The organism is Treponema sp. OMZ 838 (assembly GCF_000775995.1).
In the GTDB taxonomy this organism is placed as follows: Bacteria; Spirochaetota; Spirochaetia; order Treponematales; family Treponemataceae; genus Treponema.
Genome location: NZ_CP009227.1, coordinates 345,887 through 367,727 on the forward strand (window position 1 = coordinate 345,887; position 21,841 = coordinate 367,727).

Below are 21,841 nucleotides of genomic sequence, written 5' to 3' on the forward strand. Positions count from 1 at the left end.
TAATCCTCACCTATTGTTATCGGTATGCGGCTGTACCGCTTGTAATGAGAAGTTCTCTAAAATCCTTTCATAGTCTTGTATGGAACTCGCCTGTACCAACTGTTCACGAAGCTTTGCTCCCCCTGCAATTCCCTTGGTATAAGCGGCAAACCGCTTCCGCATTTCTCGGCAGGCGATCTGTTCCCCTACTTCTTCACACAGCATCATGAGTTCTTTTTTTGCCGTTCCGATTTTATCCTCAGGCGTTATTTCGGAATAGGCGCCGGTTTGCAGCCGTTCCCGTGTTTGCCGGAAGATAAAAGGATTGCCCATAGCTCCGCGCGCAAACATAACCCCCGCACATTGAGTGGAAGAAAGCATATCATGCGCTGCTTCCGGGCTGAACAAATCACCCGACCCGAATATGGGTACCCGCCCCTGCATCAGCTGTACAAGTTGTGCCAAAATATCCCAATCTGCCGTTCCGCTGTAGCATTGCACACAGGTACGGGGATGAATGGTCAACGCCGCCGCTCCTGCATCAACGGCTGCCGCGGCAGCTTCTTTCCACGTAAGCTCGTTTTGCGACCAGCCGGAGCGTATTTTTACCGTTACCGGAACAGCGGCATCCATTTTGCCGACAGCTTCCGTAACCGCCTTAACCGCTGTATAGAGCTTTTTCGGATTCCTCGTTAATGCGGAACCAGCCCCCGTTTTGGTGATTTTCGGTATCGGGCAGCCGGCATTGATATCGATACATTCCGGATGATACCGTTCGATGATACGTACTGCCGTTTCCGCCATAAAGTCGGGATTTGCTCCAAATATCTGTACTGCATACCGCCGCTCGTTATATGCACGGGCGATAAGCTTTTCCGTTTTTGCCGAGTTGCGGATATATGCCTCCGACGAAACCATTTCAGTATAGGTAAAATCCGCGCCCCAATCAACACAAATAGACCGGAAGCTCCTGTCGGAATACCCTGCTACGGGGGCTAAAAAAATATTCCCGGGAAGTGTTAGGCTTCCTATTGTTACCGGCCGGTAAAATCCGCCGGCCGTTTCTGCTGCATTCAAGTTATTCATTCCGGCAGATTAAACGCTTTACAGCTGTTCTTCCACAGTTGAGCCGCTAATGCTTCCATATCCATCTTTAAAAGCTTCGCCATAAACTCAACCGTAGCCACGGTATTCGCCGGCATATTACGCTCTTTCCGGTAGGGCGCAGGCGGGATAAACGGACTTTCGGACTCAACCAATATGCGGTCAAGCGGCAGCGTGCGTACTGTTTCATGCAGATTACGGGCATTCCGGTATGTCAGATTACCCGCAAACGAGAAATAGAGCGGCAGCTTCAGCGCGAGCTGAGCAAATTCGGCATCTTCTGAATAACAATGTAGAATGCCGCCTGCTTCGGGCATCCGCTCGGAAAGGATGTTCAACACATCCTTTCCCGCATTCCGGTTATGAATAACGACCGGTTTTTTCACTTTTGCCGCTATTTCCAGCTGCGTAATAAACAACTCTATCTGCGAGCGCTGGTCTCCGTATTTTTTGTAATAGTCGAGCCCTGTTTCCCCGATGGCAATAACCCCCGGCAGCTGCGCCCCTTTTTCAACCTGAAGCGCCCAGTCCTTCCCCGGAGCCGTTACCTCCGACGGTGAAACGCCGATAGCATAATACACTGACTGTTCGGTTTTGAGCGTTTCATATACCGAATAAAAATCATGCAAACTATTACAAATACTGAGTATTCTGGTTACGGAAGCCCGTTTGGCTTCTTGGATAGCGCGCAGCTGCGCAAGAGGATCGTTGTAGAGCAATCCGATATGGGCATGGGTATCAAAAATTTGCATCGCGGCTCCTCCTTTATGCAGCAGTTTCACAAAATAGATACAGGGCGTTTACAAAAGTCGGTTACATGTGCTTTGCAGCCTTCCAAATAGAAACGCCCGACAATGTTCCGGTATGATTAACCGAGCCGTTTTTCCAGCGTGTTTAAGGCTTCGGTAAGCTCTTTGGGTAGTTTACTACCGAATTTTGGATAGTGATTTTCGCGGATATCCGCAATCTCCTTCTTCCAGCCTTCAGCGTCTACCGAAAGAATTTCTTTCATTTGTTCCTTCGACACGTTGAGTCCTTCGGTATTGATAGCCCCGTCTTTAGGCATCCAGCCGATAGCGGTTTCTACAGCATTGTCTTTGCCGTTGCAGCGGTCGAATATCCATGCGAGTACACGGCTGTTTTCTCCGTAGCCGGGCCAGATAAAGTTACCGTCCGCATCCTTGCGGAACCAGTTGACGTAGAAAATCTTGGGCAGCTTGTCCGCCGTCGATTTTTTACCGATGTTAATCCAATGCTGAAAGTAGTCGCCCATGTTGTACCCGCAGAAGGGGAGCATCGCAAACGGGTCTCGGCGGATGCTGCCGACTTTTAAGTCGAGCGCTGCGGCGGTAATCTCCGAGCCGACAATCGAGCCGAGGAATACGCCGTGGTTCCAATCGCGGGATTGGTGTACCAGCGGGATAGTGCTCGGACGGCGGCCGCCGAACAAGAACGCGGAAATCGGTACGCCTTTGGGGTCTTCCCATTCGTTTGCAATCGCCGGACACTGCTTAGCAGGCGCGGTAAAGCGGGCGTTCGGATGTGCAAATTCATCGCCTTTCGGGCTTTTATCCGTCGGCAGCGCATCGCGGGTATTACCCTTCCAGTCTACCAGCTTACCCTTTGCAGGATGACCGATCTGTTCCCACCATATATCCCCATCTTCCGTTAAGGCACAGTTGGTAAAGATGGTGTTTTCTTTTATCGATTCCATTGCGTTTTTATTCGATTGGTCGGAAGTTCCCGGCGCTACACCGAAGAAGCCCGATTCGGGGTTAATGGCATACAAGCGACCGTCCTCACCGAACTTCATCCATGCGATATCGTCTCCAACGGTTTCAACTTTCCAGCCGGGAATCGTGGGAATAAGCATCGCAAGATTTGTCTTACCGCAAGCTGAGGGGAAGGCTCCGGTAATATACTTTGATTTTCCTTCAGGATTGGTAATTTTTAAGATGAGCATGTGCTCGGCCAGCCAGCCTTCGTCCCGCGCAAGTACGGAAGCGATACGCAGCGCAAAGCACTTTTTACCCAACAAGGCGTTTCCGCCGTAACCTGAGCCGTAAGACCATACCAGCCGCTCTTCCGGAAAGTGAGAAATATATTTATGTTCCAGCGGAGCGCACGGCCACACGCCGTCATCGGTTTTGCCTGCTTCAAGCGGCTTCCCGACCGAGTGCAGACAGGGAACAAATGCACCATCGGTACCGAGCGCATCGAGCACCTTTGTGCCGACCCGTGTCATAATGTGCATATTGCAGACAACGTACTCGGAGTCGGTAATTTCGATACCGATTTTTGCAATATCGGAACCAACGGGTCCCATCGAAAAGGGAATAACATAGAGGGTACGCCCTTTCATGCAGCCCTTGTACAGCGCACTCATTGTTTTTTTGAGTTCAACGGGATCCGTCCAGTGGTTTGTAGGGCCGGCATCATCTTCTTTTTTTGACGCGATAAAGGTTCTGCTTTCTACACGAGCGACATCGGAAGGATCGGAACGGAACAAAAAGCTGTTCTTCCGCTTTTTTAAGGGAGTCGCCAGTTTTACATCAACCAATTTTTTCATCAGCCGGTCATATTCTGCCGTCGAACCGTCACACACATATACGCTATCCGGTGTACACAGCGCCGCTACCTCATCAACCCATTGACGAGCTCTTGTATGTTTGAGCGTATCTATCGTCATTATTTTTCCTCCAAATATATAACGTGTTTGTATATCGTTTACATTTTATAGTATACATTATAGATGATAATCGAAATATCGGGTTTCTGCAACATTTTTCTCTATTTGCACAGCCCTTTTTAACAATGGTAGTTTTTCCCGCTTAACCTCATATATTCCCTTCTATAACAACCCTAGACAGAGCTTAAAGATATATAGTAATCTAGCGTTCATTCCAATGGAAAGGAGACTAGTTTATGAAAAAACTACTCACATTACTGCTTGGCGCAGCTCTTTGCGCAAGCTTATCGGTTTCCTGCGCGAAAAAAGAAAGCAGTCAAAATATTTTGACTGTTGCTGCAAGTCCGGAACCTCATAAAGCACTCTTGGAGCTTGTAACGGAGGATCTTGCAAAGGAAAATATTACGCTCAAGGTTACCGAGTTCACCGACTATGTAACCCCCAACGATGCGGTCGAAACGGGCGAACAATTCGCAAACTTCTTCCAGCACGTTCCCTATATGGATACTTTTAACAAGGAACATGGGTACCACCTAGTCAGTGTAGGAACGGTTCATATTGAACCGCTTGCGCTGTATTCAAAAAAATACGGAAACCTCTCCGAATTTAAAAGCGGCGATACCATTGCCATTCCGAATGACCCGACAAACGAAGCGCGGGCATTGTTATTGCTTGAGTCCGCACATATTATCACCTTGCGTGAGGGCGCAGGTTTAGCGGCTACTCCGCAAGACATTACCGCAAATCCTTACAACTTACAGTTTAAGGAAATTGAAGCAGCAACACTCCCGCGCGTGCTTGCAGATGTCCAAGGAGCTGTCATCAACGGAAACTATGCTATCCCGGCAGGTCTTTCCGCTGCAAAAGACGGTCTGCTTGTTGAAGGAAAAGACTCTCCCTATGCGAACGTGATTTCGGTTAAACAGGGAAATGAGAACGATCCGCGCATCAAAGCATTGATAAAAGCGCTGCAAAGCGATAAAGTACGTAAGTATATTACGGAAAAATATCCTAACGGAGAAGTTGTCGCGGCATTCTAGGAATGTAATTACAAGCCTCTAAAAAGGATTGATTTTTAGAGGCTTTCTTATTTATCGGCTGCGGTTCAACGGTTGACGGCTAGGCATCCCCTACGAAAGAGAGGTTGATAAAATGAACGTACAACAGAAAACGTATAATTTTATAAAACGCACTATGGTGATCCTTACAGTGTTACTATGTGCATCGGGAGTCATCTATGCGCAAGAAAAGGCGGATGCGCTGAAGTTATACCGCACCGGACGCAGCTTAGACAGTGCGGGGCGAACAGAGGAGGCAAAAACGTCATATACGGCGGCAGTCGATGTATGCCTTGCCGAGCTCCGCCAAAACCCGCGCAATATGGAATCATACACTGTCTATACGTGGTCGCTGTTCCGTCTGCATAGATACCGTGAAACGGTAACAGTCTGCAACGAGGCGCTTAAAATCGCGTCGGATGTGCGGATTATCGAAACATTAGGAGAAGCCTACTTTTATCTCAACGATTATAAAGAGTCCCTCCGCCAAATGGAACGGTATATCGATATGGCGCCGACCGGAGAGCGGGCAAGCATTGCCTACTTTTATGTCGGCGACATTTACCGCTTAACAAAACGTTATCAAAAGGCTGATATTGCCTATTCCGCAGCAGTGCATTTGGAACCGTCGAATTCACTGTGGTGGTACCGGCTTGGTCTTGCCCGCGAACTGGCAGGATATAAACAAAGCGCACGGGATGCATTCCAACGGGCGCTTAATATACGGAAAGATTATAAAGAAGCGGCGGAAGCTCTCGCCCGCGTACAGCTGTAAAAAACGCACATCTATGGATAAATATACTCCCGCTGCGGCGGCTCGATCTTTTTTACCGTTTCTACAATAATAAGCGGATCAAAACTATCCTTATACGGCTTTTTTGACAGCGTACCGATAACCTCAATCCATTCGCCCTCGGTAAGCGCTTGAACATCACTCCACTGCGCAAGGACACCGACCGGCTGCATATCGGCAGCACAGCATGTCATCATCATACGGGCTAAGGCGAATTCATCCTTTTCGAACAATTCCCCATCCTTCCACACAGAGCCGGTTGCCGTGATTTTCTTTCCAACCCATGCATCGGGCTTTGTATACAGCTTGGTAAGCCATTGCGCAAACGTATCGCTGTCCATAACGATACCGCCGTCTGCACTCGGTATGTTCCGTTCTGCAATGGCAGAAGTAGCGGAAGATGCTTCCGTAGGAGACACAGCAACAGAAGGCAGCACAGCACCGGAAGAGGCGCTTGCCCGAGCATCACCGGCGGAAGGCAATGCAGCAACAGGCGCAGCTGTAATGGAAGAACCCGCAGTCCCTTCACCGAGCGAGCCGGTATACGCAAATTGAGAAAATCGCACCACTGTTCCCAATGCCGCTGACATACCAACCAAGGCAACGGCAAAGACGGCAATACCGAAAACACCTGCGCGTCCGCTGCGGACGTCTCCTACAGGACGATCAAAAACAACCGCAGAATAGCCACTCGTATGCAATGAGGTATGCCGCTGCGATTCCTGTATCACTTGTTTAAATTTGAGTATGCCGATAATAAAAAATACCGCCGCTGATAATAACAGCACGGGTATATGCCGCTCATGCACATAGCGGTATACCGAACCGGAAACAACGACGCCGATAAAATACAGCGCGAAGCCGAAGAGGATTACCGTCTGCACCATATCTTGAAAGCGGGTGTTTTTGGTGTATTGTTTTATCATTTTCACAGCGGCCTCCCTAACTATCTTGCAATACGCAAAACCGGCAGTTTATTTGTTTGCAGCGTTTTCATTCGTATTCGCGAACTGGAAGGCAGAATTTAAAATCACGATATTTTTTTCAAGATCGCCTGTTGTACGGACGCTGTTATCATCAAAGATAAAAAGCGCTTCCGTATCGGGAAGTCCAGCAAGCAGTGCAGCAGCCTTCTCATAGCCGAGCACAAAGCACGCTGTTGACAAAGCGTCCGCGTCGGTTGCCGAATTGGAAAAAACAGATACCGCAATCATAGTACTCCGCACCGGATATCCGGTTGCAGGGTCGATAATGTGATGATAGCGGACGCCATCCTGCTCAAAATACCGCTCATAGCTGCCGGACGTAGAAATACTGCGGCTTTCAATCGGAGCGGAAATAACCGGCTGCCCCTGCCGGACACGCGGATCCCGAATACCGATATTCCAGCGCTTGCCGTCCGGCCGGGTTCCCACAACGGAAATCGTACCGCCGATATCGATGACGGCGTGCACAATCCCAGCCTGTTTCACGATGCGGGTAAGCTCATCGGCGGCAAACCCTTTTGCAATCGCCCCTAAGTCAAGCTTCATCCCAGCCTTTCTCAGAAAAACCGCTGCGCCGGTCAGCTGTACATCCTTATAGCCGGTACTGGAAAGCGCCGCCTGAATATCCTGATCTTCGGGCTTCCGCGCATTCTCGAATCCGATATTCCAGAGCTTGACCACGCTGCCGATAACAGGATTGAACGCACCGTCCGTCTTTTCGGCAAAAAACACAGCACGTTCAAACAGCGGGTATATATCTGCCGGTACATTAACTGCGGATATACCGGACGCCTTATTGATATCGATAAGCGTAGAGCTGTCGGCATTTGCGCTTAAATGCCGTTCAAGCTCCTCAAGCCGTTGTGTACAGGTTTGAAGTAGGGCTTCGGCTTCCGCCTGCGGCATTTCCGTAAATAGTTGGATGTTACACACGGTTCCAAGCGCAAACACAGTACGGCTTTCTTTTCTAACGGCAGGCTTACAAGAAGCAAGCAACAACACAATCAAGAGAAAAAAACAATGCTTTTTCATTTCGATTTCACATACCTTGCACGGATAAGCCGTACTATTTTAACGTACCGGCAAAAAGCTTGAGGTACCGATCCACTTGATATCCCGACTTATGGATTGCTGCAGAAAATTCCGCATCAAACCGGCAATATTTTTCTACCGAAGCGGCAGTTTTCTTCATACACTCAGCCTGTTTAACCGGCCGTGCTGCGGAAAGAAAAAGCATCGCTGCCATATCGTCGGCAAGCAACTCTCCCGATTCACGGTTAAACCACTTAATGCCGTCCCATTCATGAATACCGAGCCGGATCATGACATTAGGATCCTGCGCCATCCGGTTGACAATACCGGTTCTGCGGATAGCTTTCTTTCCGCGGGCATTATGCACATAATAGAGATACTTTACCGTATCGGCCTTATTTTCAATAGGATCAATATCAAAGCCCTTTGAACGAACCAGTGCCGCAAGCTTTTCGTCGAGGTGCAAAAAGGCAAAGAGCCTTCCGATATTTTCTTCCATCTTGTAATAGACAGCAATATCTTCAACAGCCATAAGGAACACCGAACCGAACGATACGAAAAGCTGCGAAGCCGTTCCGCACATTTTATGAATAAAGACGGTTACGGCAGGTGTCATCGCAGTCAGCGGCATTTCCCGTACCAGCAAACCGGAAGCCGAGAGGAGAAGCCGATACATACGCGCCCGGAACAGAGCCAATAACCGCTTTACGGATGTTTTAGCTGCCGGAACTTTCTCTTCAAGGAATTGTGCAGTCTCCTCACTGCGGTACGTTTCTTCTAAAGCGGTCAAAAAAGCGGCAGCTAACGGTTCAAGCTTGTTGATAAACGAATGTATCTTTGACTCCGTTTCGCGCGGGGTTTCAGTATGCTTACAATCCTTTACCAGCTGCATACAATCTTGCATTGTCTCTTTTGACACGCACGCAGCAAGCGCATCATAGAGCTTCTTAAACTTGATCTCGTTGATTCCCATCGCAACATCTGCAATACCGCTGCCGTTGAGTTTTTCATACAACTTTTGATACTGTCCGTCCGGAGTGTCGGTTACCTCATAGATGTTTAAAAACACCTGTGTTTCAAAACCGTTGAGAGCAGCAAACAAACCGTGTTCCGCAATCTCGCTGTTTTTTCTGATAAACCATAGTTTTGAACGCTGTTCTTGAAAAATGACAAACCGATCCGCAGTAACCGTCAACTGCAAGCCTTGCGCAAGCGTCCGCTGTACCAGCCGTTTTTCATCATCGGCTTCCTTAACGGCATAAGCAACAGACATATTGATCCAGCCGGCAGCCTGTTCATATTTATTATTATAGAGAATGAGGGATCGGGAATCCCCGTGAACATTCGACCACGCAAAGACATTTTCGTTTACCTGTCCATCCGTCCAGAAATCATAGAGCAGGAAGTTCTCTACACCGGAGAACAGACGGCGAAGCCGCATCAGCGGGAAAATTTCCCTACAATGCCGCTCAACAAGACCGGTGTTTACCTGCTCATCGTAATAAGCACGGCGGTATTCCATACCGTATTTTTCTTCAAAGCCTTCAATCTGTCCGTGCCCGAACATCGGCAGTCCCGGCATCGCAACCAGCATGGTACAAACGCCGAAGTATTTATCATCCCTGCCGAACTGCGCCACAGCGGTTTCTTCATCGGGATTATTCATAAAATTGACATAACGCTTTAATATTTGCGGGTCGAACTCAAGGGTGTTCTTGATAGTCAACCGGTATTGTGCATTATCTTCCCGCTTGAGCATATTCATAAATGCGGAATTATAGACACGGTGCATACCGAGTGTTCGGACAAAATAGCCTTCCATCATCCAAAAGGCTTCTGCCAACAGAAGCGTATCGGGCGCTTCAGCTGCACAGCGGTCTACTACCTCACGCCAAAACTCTTCGGGAAGCCGCTTTTGGAACTCCTCTGTAGAAAGCGCAAAACGGGAACGGCTTGCGATATCCCCTCCCCTGCCCGGCTCAGGATACCACAGCCGCCGGATATGCTTTTTTGCCAGTACCATTGCCGCATCGAAGCGGATAATCGGAAAATTCCGTGCAACGTGCAAAATCTTTCTGATAACCTCTTCACGGGCTTCGGGATTAAGAAAGTCAATCTGCGCGGTATCGTTCCACGGCAGCCCTGTTCCGTCATTTCCGTGGTAAATATATCGGGTATCGCCGGTATGGTGATCGACCCGCTTAAACACCACGGCGCAATCCGTCTTTGAATAATAATGGTTTTCAAGATAAATACCGACACGGGAATCGTGAGAAAGATTTTCACCGTCAAAGCTATAGCCCGGAAAGGGACTTTCGCGGGTTTGTATAAAAAGATCAGGCCGCTCAATAACCCACTTTGAATCTATACCGGTATGGTTCGGCACCATATCCGCGGCAAGCCGAATACCGCGTGCACCGGCGCGTCTGCGCAGATTTTCAAGCGCTTCCCATCCGCCGATTTCACCGGCTATTTCATAATCCATCAAACTGTAGGCACTCGCTGCCGCTTCCTGATTCCCGCATATCTGCTTAATCCGTGCGCTTGCAGGGGAACGTTCCCACACGCCGATAAGCCACAGTGCGTTGAAGCCCGCTTCCGCAAGGATGTTAAGCTCTTCATCGGGAATTTGATCGAGGCGGGTAATAGACCGCTGATACTTTTTGCTGAGCTGATCCAGCCACACCAACGTGCTTTTGGCAATCATCACAACGTTCGGCATCCACTCGCGGTCGGCGCTGAACCGTTCATACTCCTGGGTCAGGTCTTCAAAATGATACGCGTCGGCTCCGCCACTTCCGCATCCTTGCCATGCAGCTTTTTCTTCTTCGGAAAGGATATCCTGACTTGTTAAGAGCCTGCCGATAAACTCGCTGAGCAAATCGAGCCAGTGCATTTTGATATATTCAAGCTGCCCTTTCAAACTGAACGGCGCATAAGAAACAGGCGCTTTAAGCAGCGAAATCAGATCGATTTTTTCCGGACCGAATACCTCATTTTGGGATGACCATTCGCAAAGGCTGTTCCAAAAACAATTATACGCAGGATTCGCTGCGAGCTGTTCATCGGTAAAAAGCGGATAAAAAGGTTGGAAGGCAGGATTCTCATTTGCAAGTTTACAAAGAATCAATTCTTCAAACGCACGGTATTTATTTTCAATACCTGATACCGGATCGGTATTGCCGAACCAATCCTCGACGGACATTGTTCCGCCGTACACTTCGGCAGGAGGAAATTCCGTGCAAAATTCGAGTAATAAATCGTCGAGGTCGGGCAACTGTTCCTTTGCGAGCTCCGCTTGCACAAATTCATAGCCGCTGCTAAAAAAATCGGTACGTACATCCCGCCGATAGAGCCGGCACATATAATGGAATATTTCATCGATGAGTCCCATCGCATTCAGTTGTCCCGCCTTTAAATACTGCTCGGCGCGCACCGGCATACCGAACGCACCCGATTCGACAACTTCGTTATACTGAAAAGTAAACGCATAAATATCGTTGATATTCCGTATGATTACATTTCCGGTCGATGAAAAAAGCGTTTTTGAAAACCGGCATTTTGTACGTATATTGCGGTTGATATGAAATTCCATCGTTTGAAGAAAGCTATCGGCATACACTTTTTGCATAAAATATCCTCGTATTCTTCAATTATACGCTGAATATCCGAAGATGTGAAGATGCCGACAGACTAGCGTTTTTCGCCATCATAGGATATACTAACACCGCAGTATGTTGCAGGAGGTTTTACTATGGACAAGCAAAAAATAGAACGGATGCGCACCGGAAAAGGATTCATCGCAGCCCTCGATCAGAGCGGCGGCAGCACGCCTAAGGCCTTAGCTGCCTACGGTGTTGGGGGCGATGCTTACTCAAATGAAAAAGAGATGTTCGATATGGTGCATGCCATGCGGACACGGATTATCACCAGTAAAGAATTCGATAAAAAACATATCCTTGGTGCTATTCTTTTTGAGCAAACAATGGATCGCGATATAGAAGGTATCCCGACGGCAGATTATCTGTGGGATAAACGCGGTGTTCTTCCGTTCTTAAAAGTTGATAAAGGACTTGCAGACTTAGCTGAAGGCGTTCAGATGATGAAGCCGATGCCCGATTTGGAAGCATTGCTGAAGCGCGCCGTACAGAAGCACATCTTCGGAACAAAAATGCGTTCGGTGATAAAGGAAGCAAATCCTGCAGGCATCAAAAAAGTTATCGACCAGCAGTTTGAAATCGGACTCCAGATCGCAAAGCACGGGCTTGTACCGATTATCGAGCCGGAAGTCGATATTCACAGCCCCGATAAAGCAAAGTGCGAAGAGATTCTGAAAACGGAAATCCGCGAGCACATTGCAAAACTGCCGAAGGATGTACTGATTATGCTCAAGCTCAGCATTCCGACGCAGGCAGACCTGTATAAAGAATTTATTGACCATCCGCAGGTTGTACGTGTCGTTGCGCTTTCGGGAGGCTACAGCAGAGAAGAGGCTAATGCCTTGCTGGCAAAGAACCACGGTATGATCGCGAGCTTCTCCCGCGCCCTTGCTGAGGATTTGCGTGCACAACAGTCGCAAGAAGAATTCGACAAAACGCTCGCGGCCGCAATTAAGGGCATCTACGACGCTTCGATTACATAATCAACCTTCCGCATAAGAAAAGGCAATTCATAATTAAAAATTATGAATTGCCTTTTCTTTCTCCTACAACCTCGCCGCAGAGACAGAGAGCGGGAATCATTTAATCTAACCACTGATATCTTTAACGAAAAAGTTCTGAATTATCACTCCCTTTTTCAAGCTGTTTTTCTACCGGTGATGCTATAGGGGATAAACAGGACAGATTTTTAATGACGGTACAACAAAAATAATCGCAAATAGTACAGCTGCCGAACATGCCGAAAAAGAGTTAAAAGCTTTTTTATCGTATATGAACAGGAAACCACCGGAAACTGCATTTACCAAACAGCTTGACAAGCGAGTAAATGAAACCAAAGAAGACGAAGAAAAATGGAGGGAGTATATGTTATTAAAATCATTTGAAATGGATGCACGTAGAGCAGGCATCGCCGAAGGTATACAGCAAGGCATACAGCAAGGTTTTGCCGATGGCTCTTACCGGAAAGCACTTGAAACGGCAAAGATTATGCTCGAGCGAAACTATCCACCGACAGAAATTTGTCTGATGACAGGGCTTTCAAAATCTGAAATCGAAAAACTATAATCCAATCGGTCGGTGGTAAAACTTACCACTAACCTTTTCCGCACTGCCGGATACCGGTGCTTGCAGGAAGCGTCATAACCACCCAGTCTCCGATCAATGCGCCGGAGGTACCGATACTCGTTGTCCACGATTATCATTCACCCATATATCGCTGCTCCAATGCGCATCGTATATATTGAGGAGGCTGAAAGAGCCTTCTAACATACCTTTAACCTGCGGCACTATGGTCAGCACATCTACCGCGTTGCTACTCTGACAGGGGGTCAGAGATTCCAAGCAGCAGCGAGATTTGTTTTGTGCACAAATCTCGTCGTTAAGCAGTTGTACACGGATGTACAACTGCTTAACAGTCTATTTCAAAAGGCTTACGGAAGGACTTCAGCAATCCTAATTAAAAATTCATAATTTTCCCCATTTTTTTAGCCATTTTTGCATCCGTGCTATATATAAGAGATATATTCACAGAGGTAAAAGATGAACGACACAATGACCCTCACTCTTAAAAACGATTATTTATTCAAGCTCTTACTCGGCTCGGAAGAGAACAAAGCCTGCTTGCAGGACTTCCTTGAATGTGTTCTGGATATGCCGACCGGTATGATTACCGACCTCGAACTGCTGGATAAGGAACTTACCAAAGATGCGATCACCGATAAGACCGGTATTCTCGATGTTAAACTTCGATTAAAAGACGGAACAGCAATCGATATTGAAATTCAAAACTCTTGGTCTGCCGAATTTATTCCTCGAACACTGTTCTATTGGGCTAAAATGTACATTGAGGGCTTTAAAGAGGGTGAATCATACACCAGCCTTACAAGATGCATTGCCATCAATCTAATCTCACAAGGATTTAAGCTCAATAGAGAGATGCACTCTGGCTATAGCATACAGGAGCAGAATAGCTATCAGCCGCTCACTGATTTATTAGAGATACACTTTCTAAACTTATCGGCAGTAAAAGGAGCTGAGATACGGCAAAGTATCACTACCAAAAAACAGGAAAAGCTGCTAAACTGGTTACGGTTTATAGAAACGGACGACAAGGAGGAAAGAGCAATGTTAGCAATGACCTCTCCGATATTGCAAATACTAAATGAGAAAATTGATGTTTTGAGTCTAAGTCCTGAGGAGCGGAAGCTGTATGAATCGAGGATGAAGCTGAAAAGTGACATTGCAACTATTTCTGAAGTGCAATTCAAGGCAGGAGCCGAATGGGGTCTTGCGGAAGGTAAAACCATCGGTCTCGCAGAAGGAGAAGCAAGGGGACGCTCCCAAGGTTCCCGCCAAAAAGCGCTCGAAACAGCACGGAACCTTCTGCAACTCGGCTTATCTATTCAAAATATTGCAACAGCAACCGGCTTAAGCCGCGAAGAGATTGAAAAGCTGTAATTCATTCAATGGGGGAAAATAATTAAAAATTAAGAATTATTTTCGATTATTTCTTGATTATTTTTTTTCATACTATCTTTTTACCTCAGCCAAAAATACTCGACCAATATCCATTTAACTTGCTATGGTATCCACCGATACTTTCTAATCATATCTTCTTCTTTTGTTTCAAATTTTCTTTTATCTTTCTGCACTACTTTTTTTAATAACCATCCACCATCTTTTCCTGCTTCATCAACGGGATCGGCTTTTTTTAAATTATTATGCTTTTCCCATAATTTAATCATAGGTGTATCATTCCAGTAGTAATTATCACCTCCCATTAAATCACGTAGAGAGAACCATTCATTTTTTCTATTTTTACACCAACAATACACCGCACCTTGCAGAAAGTTTATAATATCTCTTTCTTCATCAGCAGAGATTCCTGAAACCGCTCGTAATTCATTGTTACCGATTGTTATCATGTTTTCCTCACTTTTGCAAACCCTTTTATCCGAACGGCTCGGAACACCGCACCATTCATATAAAAAGCCCGGTAAGTGCTGCATACCAGGCTTTCAATCATCCCCGCCACGGATGGCGGTGGTTCTCTCAGCAGTAGCGATATTTTGGCTTTGCCAAAATTCGCGTTCAAAAATTGACAAGGAGGTCAATTTTTGAACTTGCCACGGACGGCGGTGGTTCCATGCAGTAGCGAGATTTGTGCTTGCGCACAAATCTCGCGTCCAAGAATTGACACGGATGTCAATTCTTAGACAGCACCGCCATTTCGTAATTCTTTGTTGTAAAGTACGCGGCAACAACCTTATTTGCATAATCACCGCTCGAAGGTACACCCTGACAAATCGTGTACTGCTGAATACCGTTGCTTGCGGGAACAGTCATTACAACCCAGTCACCGGTAAACTTATTGTTTACCACACCGGTTTTTACCGTACCATCGGAACCGATGCCGTCTTTCAGCCATGCAATACGTGCTGCATTTTTGGAACCGTAAAAACCGTTATGATAGTAGCTGATGTACGGAACCTGCTTGGTGCCTTCTTTACGTACACCTATTTTAAGGAATGTCCCCGGATTCATATGGGTATCGACTGTAGCAACTTTAAAGTCTGTAGAAACAGGCTTTGTTGTCCCTTTTACTTTATCCGGCGGCAGGTAGGCGTATTTTACCCCGCCTTTACTGCTTGAATAGTAACCGATATGCAAACCGTCCTCATCATCAATTACCACATCAACATAGAGAGGTGCACCGCCGTCAATCTCAACCGCATGAGCCTGCCATTCGTTTGTTTTACGGTCTCCTCCGACACCCGGAGCCGTGTAGCTTGCACCCATATCGCGATAGCTGTATACCAATCGGGAACCCGTTGCATCATACCATACGGCAACAGCACGATTTGTAGAAGTCAGTCCCACCGCAGCATACAAGCCGCTTTTATAAGTTGTGGAATCGGCCGTATCTGCAATGATTTCATACCCCTTGGCGGAACCGGATTTTTTGGGTGAATCGGGATCGCTACCGACACCATTGTTGCCGACATTGTAGGCAATTCCACCAGTTATGGCAGTTCGTGTGCCGCTTACTGTCGGTACACTTGTTTCTACATTGATAACCGTTCCAAACCTAAATTTAACAGCCGAATCATCTTTCATATTTCCGTCAAAATAAACCATGGCAATTTTAGCAGGATCAGCTGTTGTACCTCCACCGCGTACGGCTATCTTCGGAATACGTACACGGTTTACATCATATACATTTGTCAACTCATTGTCGCAGTTTTCCAATCGTGTTTTATTCATACCTAAGCTGTAGTTAGAACTATTAGAAGGTTGTTGGAAACAGAACGAAAAACCTGTACTCTGACCGGTAGCGCGATCTGTATCTGTAGCACCCAAGTAGGGATTACCATTGCCATCATATCCTATCATTGTATTCTGGAATTTACTATAACAAAACTCCCAGTCATCTGATGCCGTTACTGTACCGTTCTTGCTAATTTTAGTTGAAAGCCGCATAGCATCCCAACCACCGCTACCGATCGTGCGTAAGTTTCCGAACGCCAGATAATAGTTACTTTCCTTATCCATCACGAACTGCGGGCTTTCCATCGCATTGTTATTGATAATGGGTTCCATCTTCCATACAAAAAGCTTGCGGTTTGCATTGAGGATATCGTTATTAATTCCGTTATCCTCAAGATTGTACGGCTTGGTAATATCCACCTTGTTGTTTATCGAATCGATACTGTTTACGCTAACCTTCAGTTCGTCGCTTGTACTGGTAGAAGAATCAAGATAAATACTTTCGAGTGCATTGCCTAAATCTCGAGTTCCCAAAAAAGCATTTCCATAAGTGCTATTATGCTTAAGGTTAAAACCCTTTATATGTATTTTTCTTTTTTCTTTTTCTGCAGAAGATTCGGTTGTTTCCCCAGCCCGTACCGGATATTCGCCGGTCGATGCACGTGAGAAAGCCCCTTTAAATCCGCCGTCTGCACTTGTTAATCCCGTTACTACCTCCGTTATATATGGAACAACGTTGACCTTTGTTTTAGGCTTGTTTGCAGTATAAGCGTACATATAAACTTCATCTGCCTCAATCGGAACATCATCTTCAAGGGTTGCCGTATTACCTGTTACGCTTCTTATACGTGTGAGGTATTGCGTTTCTCCTTTTGTAAACACAACAAACTGTCCGGGCTTTTTATTTGCGAAAACAGCGTTTTCTGCAGATCTTTTTTCAGTCCGGGTAACGCCTGTTGTTTTGGCTGTAGTCACTCCGGTGTCGGAAAATGTCGTTGTTCCATCGTTAGCCGTTACTTTAATGTCTTTCGCAAGCCCTACGCCCGCTTTTTCAGTGTCCCAATCAATCTGCCATGTAACGTAATAGCCAAGATAGTCGGCACCGAGTTTTTTTACCTTTAATACAATACCATCTGCCGAAGTTATTGTTCCAGCCGTCCACGGCCCATTGCCGGAAAGCGCAGCTGTTAACGTTTTACCGGATACCTCAGCTGTAATTGAATCAATTTTAATATTGTCATACGCAAACCCGCGGATTGTAACCTTGCCCGAAACGGAAGGGTGATCGTTGCCTAAACTGTTAATCTTTGCAATTTCCACATGTCCGTTAGCACGGCTGTTTTGATACAATGAGTTGTCGTCCTCCTTATTCCAGTGGAACGGAAGAATGACCACCGTCGGCGGTTTAGTATCGATAGCTTCAAAGAGCGTATTGATTTTAACTTCAGCAAAAGAACTCTTTCCAAACGGAGCTGTGCCGGTCGGTGAACAGTCGTGTGCACTATCCCACAATTCCAGCGTCAATTCTTTGGTTGTTTCGCCTGTAGTATTACCGATCGTATTCAAATTGGCTGGGGTCAATGTTATGATGCCGCCGTTGCCGATATTTTGCATATCATGCCCGGCTAAAACAGCATTGTTGTATTTCAGACTGTATTTAACCTGTCCCTGTCCGCCGTCAAAATTCACCTTTATTTTCGAATTGGTTTCATTTTTAAAAGCAAATGCACTGCTGGTATAATTCGCGGTAAAGTCGAGATTAGAATCTACGTCTATATTCTTGAGGGCTTTGTTCACATTATTATTTGCGAACTCGACAGCACTTCCTCCTATGTCAGTAACGAGCGTTATTGTCTTTACCTTTATCGGCTTATTTTTTACCCGCACATCGACAGGAGGAGCATTATATTCATTACCGCTCTTGTCGGTTATCTTGTAATGCAACGTTCCCTTCCCGTCTTTAAGCGAATCGAGATTTATCTGTCCTTTCCAAGTAACCTGCCCGCCAAGCTGCCGCGTTATTTTATTTGTATTATCGGTTTCGGTTATAATCGTGTGGGCTGTTGACCCATTATCTACCGTAACCCATGCCTCAACTTTTGCAACACCGGAACCGTCGTCATTCGCAACGCCTTTTACGATCCACGGACTGGAGGAGCTTTCATTATATATCAAGGTTTCCGGTTTATAGAGGATATAGTTGTATTCTTTAGTTGTTGTCGAAGGAGTAAAACTCACCGTACTTCCCAATACGCTTGTTACTGTCAATTCAGTATTGTTGGCTAATATTTTGCACCCCGCACCCGAAGATGTGTTTGCTCCCAAGTCCCGTAATTTATCGGCAAGAGCAGCATTTGTAACCGAAGAATCGCCGAAGTACCCGCTGTTGATATATAAGCCCGAGCCGAAGAAACCTGTCGGGGCAGTCGTATCAAATCGGAATGTAAACGTACTATCAGACTTTAGACCTGTAGTTGTATCTTCTGTAATTTCAACCTTGATCGAAAAATCATTACCCGACATACCGCTTATATTAAGCGGTATGCTTAACGTATAGCCCGAAACACCACCTGCACTATAAGGTGTAAGCCACCCTGTGGGCGCCGTAGCTTTCGTATACGATATACCGCCGCTCATTTTGCTTGAGGTAATTTTAACCTCTTTTATTCCAGACGGATCGGTCAATTTTGCCGTAAGCTTTTTGCCACTTCCAATCCACATATTCGTTTCGTAATTTTGTGGTGACGGCGGCATCGAAATATTTTCGATTTTTACGTCGGTAATTAACGGAGCATCTTTATCAACGATTATTTTTACCGGTGTCGTCCACTCGCCCCACCGATCGCTGTAGTTCTTATTTTTTGCACGGAATCTGAAATACAAATCTTGCCGCTGAGATGTACCGTTAAACGCGCCGTTTCCATTTATTTCAAGCCGCCACTCAGATCCTTTTTCGCCAGGCCCGGAACCTGTTCCCGGGACACGCTGTCCGTTTCCGCCTTGATACCAATTGGCATCATACCCACCTCCGCTTGTTCCGAAGGTCATGTTCGCCTGATTGGTAAAATCAGTGGTCTTTGAAAACTGTACATATACCTCACCGACAGCGCTTGGTCCGCCGGTAACAGCGCTTGCCGTACCGAAAATTTGTATAGTACCGCCGACAACAGCATCTGCTTGCGGAGAAAGTACTCTTACTACAGGCTTCGTTCCGTCAGAATTAAAAAGAATTTCTTTTACATGAACCTTTGCATTACCGAGCATATCTTCACTACGGATATAAAGCGGTACTTTATAGTAAGAACTCGTGCCGACTTGGGTTCCGTAATTTTCCGGATGAGCACTCATCGTATCCAAATCAACATCCACGTTCCATGACCCCTTTGTAGAAGTGGTCATATTCTGCCAACCTGAATCGGTGAGCGCAGGTGTAGAAGACTTTTTACCCAGTATATATTTTGTACCGGCCTCTTTAACGCTCGATCCTGTTCCGTCGGTAATAGTGCCCGAAATAGTGATTTTCCCCGCTTGCGGGTCGGCAGGAAGAGGGTAGCTTATATCAGCAGTGGGCGGTGTTTTATCAATCGCAAAATCGGTTTTATCCGCATCGGTTGAACCTGAACCCGCCTTAACCAAAAAGTGAATTTCATGGTCGCCGTCGGACAGGCTGCTTACATCAATTGTAGCCTTATATTTATGATCGCTCTGATCTGCGGGATCAGCTTTTGTAAGCACTGTCGCTGGGTACGGACTGGTGGGTACAGATCCACCTATATTATAATAAACAACACCCGTTGAATCGATGCCGGTAACAGCGGCAAAGATTTCAAAATTCCCTTTTTGGAAACCTTGCGGGCGAATCGCCCGTATACGCGGCCCGTTTCCGACGGCAAGAAAATTTATGATGTATATACCGTCGTTCACGGAGTTGGAATCGTCGTACGCTTCAAAGGTATGTGTGCCTGAAGGATGCGTATCTGTGCCTTTAACTTTTAAGGCATAGTAACCTTCGCCCCAATCGGGATTGAAGACACAGGTTATGCGTAAAGACCCGCCTTCTACGGTGATATTGTTTGTATTTGCCAAATCGGAAAACTTTACAAGTGTTTTTTCTTCAAGGTTTGTGCCGGTTTTAAAGCTGTCTTCTGCAGTGCCGGTTCCGTTCCACTTTGCCAATACAATTTCAATATTGCTTTCTTTATACTGTGCAAGAGCGGCTCCTTTTACTAATGGAGTGTTATCCTTATTACGGATAAGCTCTACCGAAAAGGAGGTCTCATTTCCGGTTTTAAACAGCATGGAAGAAGTATGCCCCAAATTTAAAGTGTTTTTAGGCAGGTTTTTTACGCCGATAACCTTAAATCCCGGCGATATGCTGGGATCCAGTTTAAAAGTACTCCGCTTTTCTTCCATTTTTGTCATTGCCGATTTAAGCGTGTTTAAGGCGTTCGTATCGCCGCGCAAGGCCAGTATCTTTTGGTCGTGTTCGTTTTTATCCGAACCTTTTTTACCGGCAAAATAGTCGCTGATTACTTCGGGGGTATATCCTTTTGCTATGACATCGATATAAATAGAATCCCACACATAATACCAGTCGGCCTTATTTCCTTCTCCGGACGCACTACCGCCCTTATATTCGCGGGCGTTATCATACAAATATAGTCGGCCTCTAATAGGCTTTGTTCTATCTTGCGCTTGTAAATCATATAAAGGGTTTGTAGGAGATGTGCTGTAAACGGCAATTTTAGCATTTATATTCTTGCCGACATACATGTTTTTTATAGGCGCCGTTCCGTTGACAAGTACTTCAAGTTCTTCTACCGTATTTTGTTCACCTGCCTGCCCGACAACAGAAAAAGTTGCTCCGTATCCGTCTGCCTGGGGCGTTGTCGTTTCATCTTTACCCACAATCGTCGACGGCCGCGACACAATAAATACCGGCGGCGTGTTGTCTATTTTATAGTTCTTGGTAAATGTGGACGTCTTTCCACCCTTGTCGGTAACGCTGACAATTGCCGTATATTCGCCGTCGGGAATGGGATACACTTTTACCAGATCGTGCCCCGGTTCGGTTCCCGTCGATTCGTTGTTTACGCTTATTGTCCACGAGGCCGAAACATTCCCTTTGGAAAATCCTTCGGCTTCATACGCGCGGCTTCTTTCTTTGGTTTCGATATTTTCAAAAACAACCGAAATCGATTGGATACCGTCGTCATCCTTTGCCGTACCCTTTAAAACAAACGAACCCCGTATCGGCGTCTCACCCGCATCAGGATAGGTAATCTCACCGCTCGGCGGAAGAATATCGATCTGACCGCCCAAACCTACATACGGTTTACAGGTAATACCTGCAAGGGCAGTTAATATAATCAGTACAAGAAATACTGCGCGATTCATCTTTTTCATAAGCCTTTTCTCCGCTCCATTGAGCAAGCGTTTCTAACACACTCCGGCGATAAAAACGCACTATAATTTCTTCTGCTTCGCTTCTCTGCGGCAGAGCTTTACCGTCTTGCTTTCACCTCTGAGCGGTAGCGGCATGACCGCTACAACTTTCTGCTATCCCGCTTCCCGTATCGGCAGCAATAGCGCAAAACTTTAATGTTGCCAGTAATAAACTTTTTATACGATTACTTTTTATGGATGACTTTTAGAGGGCGGCAGATTACCGCATATATTACTAAATCTCACTTGATGTATACCGATAATTCAATGCTTTGTCAAGCGCAGTATAAAGAACAAGAATAATTCTTATTTATTTTTATGGCAAAAAA

The 21,841-nt window shown here is 46.3% G+C and carries 13 protein-coding genes; 5 read left to right on the plus strand and 8 right to left on the minus strand.

What is annotated here, in order from left to right:
• Positions 1–6: 6 nt before the first annotated feature.
• The 3 genes from dusB to QI63_RS01540 all read right to left on the minus strand — a co-directional run bounded on the left by dusB (position 7) and on the right by QI63_RS01540 (position 3,772).
• Positions 7–1,065, minus strand: a complete 1,059-nt coding sequence (dusB, locus tag QI63_RS01530; protein ID WP_052185444.1) for a tRNA dihydrouridine synthase DusB — start codon at positions 1,063–1,065, stop codon at positions 7–9.
• Entirely contained in the window at positions 1,062–1,835 is a 774-nt protein-coding gene (locus tag QI63_RS01535; protein ID WP_044013259.1) for a TatD family hydrolase, read from the minus strand. Before QI63_RS01535 ends, dusB begins: the two co-directional genes overlap by 4 nt.
• Positions 1,836–1,951: 116 nt before the next feature.
• On the minus strand, positions 1,952–3,772 hold the full coding sequence (locus QI63_RS01540; protein ID WP_044013261.1) for a phosphoenolpyruvate carboxykinase (GTP): 1,821 nt from the start codon (positions 3,770–3,772) through the stop codon (positions 1,952–1,954).
• A 236-nt stretch (positions 3,773–4,008) separates the two neighbouring features.
• Between QI63_RS01540 and QI63_RS01545 the strand changes: the two genes are divergently transcribed.
• Both QI63_RS01545 and QI63_RS01550 read left to right on the plus strand, forming a co-directional pair.
• Positions 4,009–4,812 carry a MetQ/NlpA family ABC transporter substrate-binding protein gene (locus tag QI63_RS01545; protein WP_044013263.1) on the plus strand — a complete coding sequence of 268 codons (804 nt, stop codon included), beginning with the start codon at positions 4,009–4,011 and terminating at the stop codon, positions 4,810–4,812.
• Positions 4,813–4,966: 154 nt separating this feature from the next.
• Positions 4,967–5,605: a tetratricopeptide repeat protein gene (locus QI63_RS01550; RefSeq protein ID WP_235619748.1), complete on the plus strand. Its 639-nt coding sequence runs from the start codon at positions 4,967–4,969 to the stop codon at positions 5,603–5,605.
• A gap of 11 nt (positions 5,606–5,616) precedes the next feature.
• Here the strand turns inward: QI63_RS01550 and QI63_RS01555 are convergent, their stop codons facing one another.
• The 3 genes from QI63_RS01555 to QI63_RS01565 are packed head-to-tail and all read right to left on the minus strand — an operon-like array spanning position 5,617 to position 11,272.
• The gene (locus QI63_RS01555; RefSeq protein WP_235619817.1) at positions 5,617–6,549 is read right to left on the minus strand and encodes a TIGR03943 family putative permease subunit; all 933 of its coding nucleotides are present in this window, start codon (positions 6,547–6,549) and stop codon (positions 5,617–5,619) included.
• A 48-nt stretch (positions 6,550–6,597) separates the two neighbouring features.
• On the minus strand, positions 6,598–7,641 hold the full coding sequence (locus QI63_RS01560) for an FAD:protein FMN transferase (RefSeq protein WP_044013269.1): 1,044 nt from the start codon (positions 7,639–7,641) through the stop codon (positions 6,598–6,600).
• A 34-nt stretch (positions 7,642–7,675) separates the two neighbouring features.
• Positions 7,676–11,272 carry an alpha-amylase family glycosyl hydrolase gene (locus tag QI63_RS01565; protein ID WP_044013271.1) on the minus strand — a complete coding sequence of 1,199 codons (3,597 nt, stop codon included), beginning with the start codon at positions 11,270–11,272 and terminating at the stop codon, positions 7,676–7,678.
• A gap of 123 nt (positions 11,273–11,395) precedes the next feature.
• Between QI63_RS01565 and QI63_RS01570 the strand changes: the two genes are divergently transcribed.
• From QI63_RS01570 to QI63_RS01580, 3 genes are all read left to right on the plus strand, one after another.
• The gene (locus tag QI63_RS01570) at positions 11,396–12,283 is read left to right on the plus strand and encodes a fructose bisphosphate aldolase (RefSeq protein WP_044013272.1); all 888 of its coding nucleotides are present in this window, start codon (positions 11,396–11,398) and stop codon (positions 12,281–12,283) included.
• A gap of 382 nt (positions 12,284–12,665) precedes the next feature.
• Entirely contained in the window at positions 12,666–12,866 is a 201-nt protein-coding gene (locus QI63_RS01575) for a hypothetical protein (protein ID WP_144389643.1), read from the plus strand.
• 474 nt (positions 12,867–13,340) lie between these two features.
• Entirely contained in the window at positions 13,341–14,258 is a 918-nt protein-coding gene (locus QI63_RS01580; protein WP_044013275.1) for an Rpn family recombination-promoting nuclease/putative transposase, read from the plus strand.
• A 122-nt stretch (positions 14,259–14,380) separates the two neighbouring features.
• On the opposite strand, the gene QI63_RS01585 is transcribed toward QI63_RS01580, so the two are convergent.
• Positions 14,381–14,809 carry a hypothetical protein gene (locus QI63_RS01585; RefSeq protein ID WP_200877763.1) on the minus strand — a complete coding sequence of 143 codons (429 nt, stop codon included), beginning with the start codon at positions 14,807–14,809 and terminating at the stop codon, positions 14,381–14,383.
• 196 nt (positions 14,810–15,005) lie between these two features.
• A complete protein-coding gene (locus tag QI63_RS01590; RefSeq protein ID WP_044013277.1) occupies positions 15,006–21,473 on the minus strand; it encodes an Ig-like domain repeat protein in 6,468 nt (2,155 codons plus the stop codon).
• Positions 21,474–21,841: the final 368 nt, after the last annotated feature.

Coding starts and splice junctions, on each gene's coding strand:
- dusB (WP_052185444.1), bottom strand. CDS start 1,065: ATGAATAACTTGAATGCAGCAGAAACGGCCGGCGGATTTTACCGGCCG.
- QI63_RS01535 (WP_044013259.1), bottom strand. CDS start 1,835: ATGCAAATTTTTGATACCCATGCCCATATCGGATTGCTCTACAACGAT.
- QI63_RS01540 (WP_044013261.1), bottom strand. CDS start 3,772: ATGACGATAGATACGCTCAAACATACAAGAGCTCGTCAATGGGTTGAT.
- QI63_RS01545 (WP_044013263.1), top strand. CDS start 4,009: ATGAAAAAACTACTCACATTACTGCTTGGCGCAGCTCTTTGCGCAAGC.
- QI63_RS01550 (WP_235619748.1), top strand. CDS start 4,967: ATGGTGATCCTTACAGTGTTACTATGTGCATCGGGAGTCATCTATGCG.
- QI63_RS01555 (WP_235619817.1), bottom strand. CDS start 6,549: ATGATAAAACAATACACCAAAAACACCCGCTTTCAAGATATGGTGCAG.
- QI63_RS01560 (WP_044013269.1), bottom strand. CDS start 7,641: ATGAAAAAGCATTGTTTTTTTCTCTTGATTGTGTTGTTGCTTGCTTCT.
- QI63_RS01565 (WP_044013271.1), bottom strand. CDS start 11,272: ATGCAAAAAGTGTATGCCGATAGCTTTCTTCAAACGATGGAATTTCAT.
- QI63_RS01570 (WP_044013272.1), top strand. CDS start 11,396: ATGGACAAGCAAAAAATAGAACGGATGCGCACCGGAAAAGGATTCATC.
- QI63_RS01575 (WP_144389643.1), top strand. CDS start 12,666: ATGTTATTAAAATCATTTGAAATGGATGCACGTAGAGCAGGCATCGCC.
- QI63_RS01580 (WP_044013275.1), top strand. CDS start 13,341: ATGAACGACACAATGACCCTCACTCTTAAAAACGATTATTTATTCAAG.
- QI63_RS01585 (WP_200877763.1), bottom strand. CDS start 14,809: ATGCAGCACTTACCGGGCTTTTTATATGAATGGTGCGGTGTTCCGAGC.
- QI63_RS01590 (WP_044013277.1), bottom strand. CDS start 21,473: ATGAAAAAGATGAATCGCGCAGTATTTCTTGTACTGATTATATTAACT.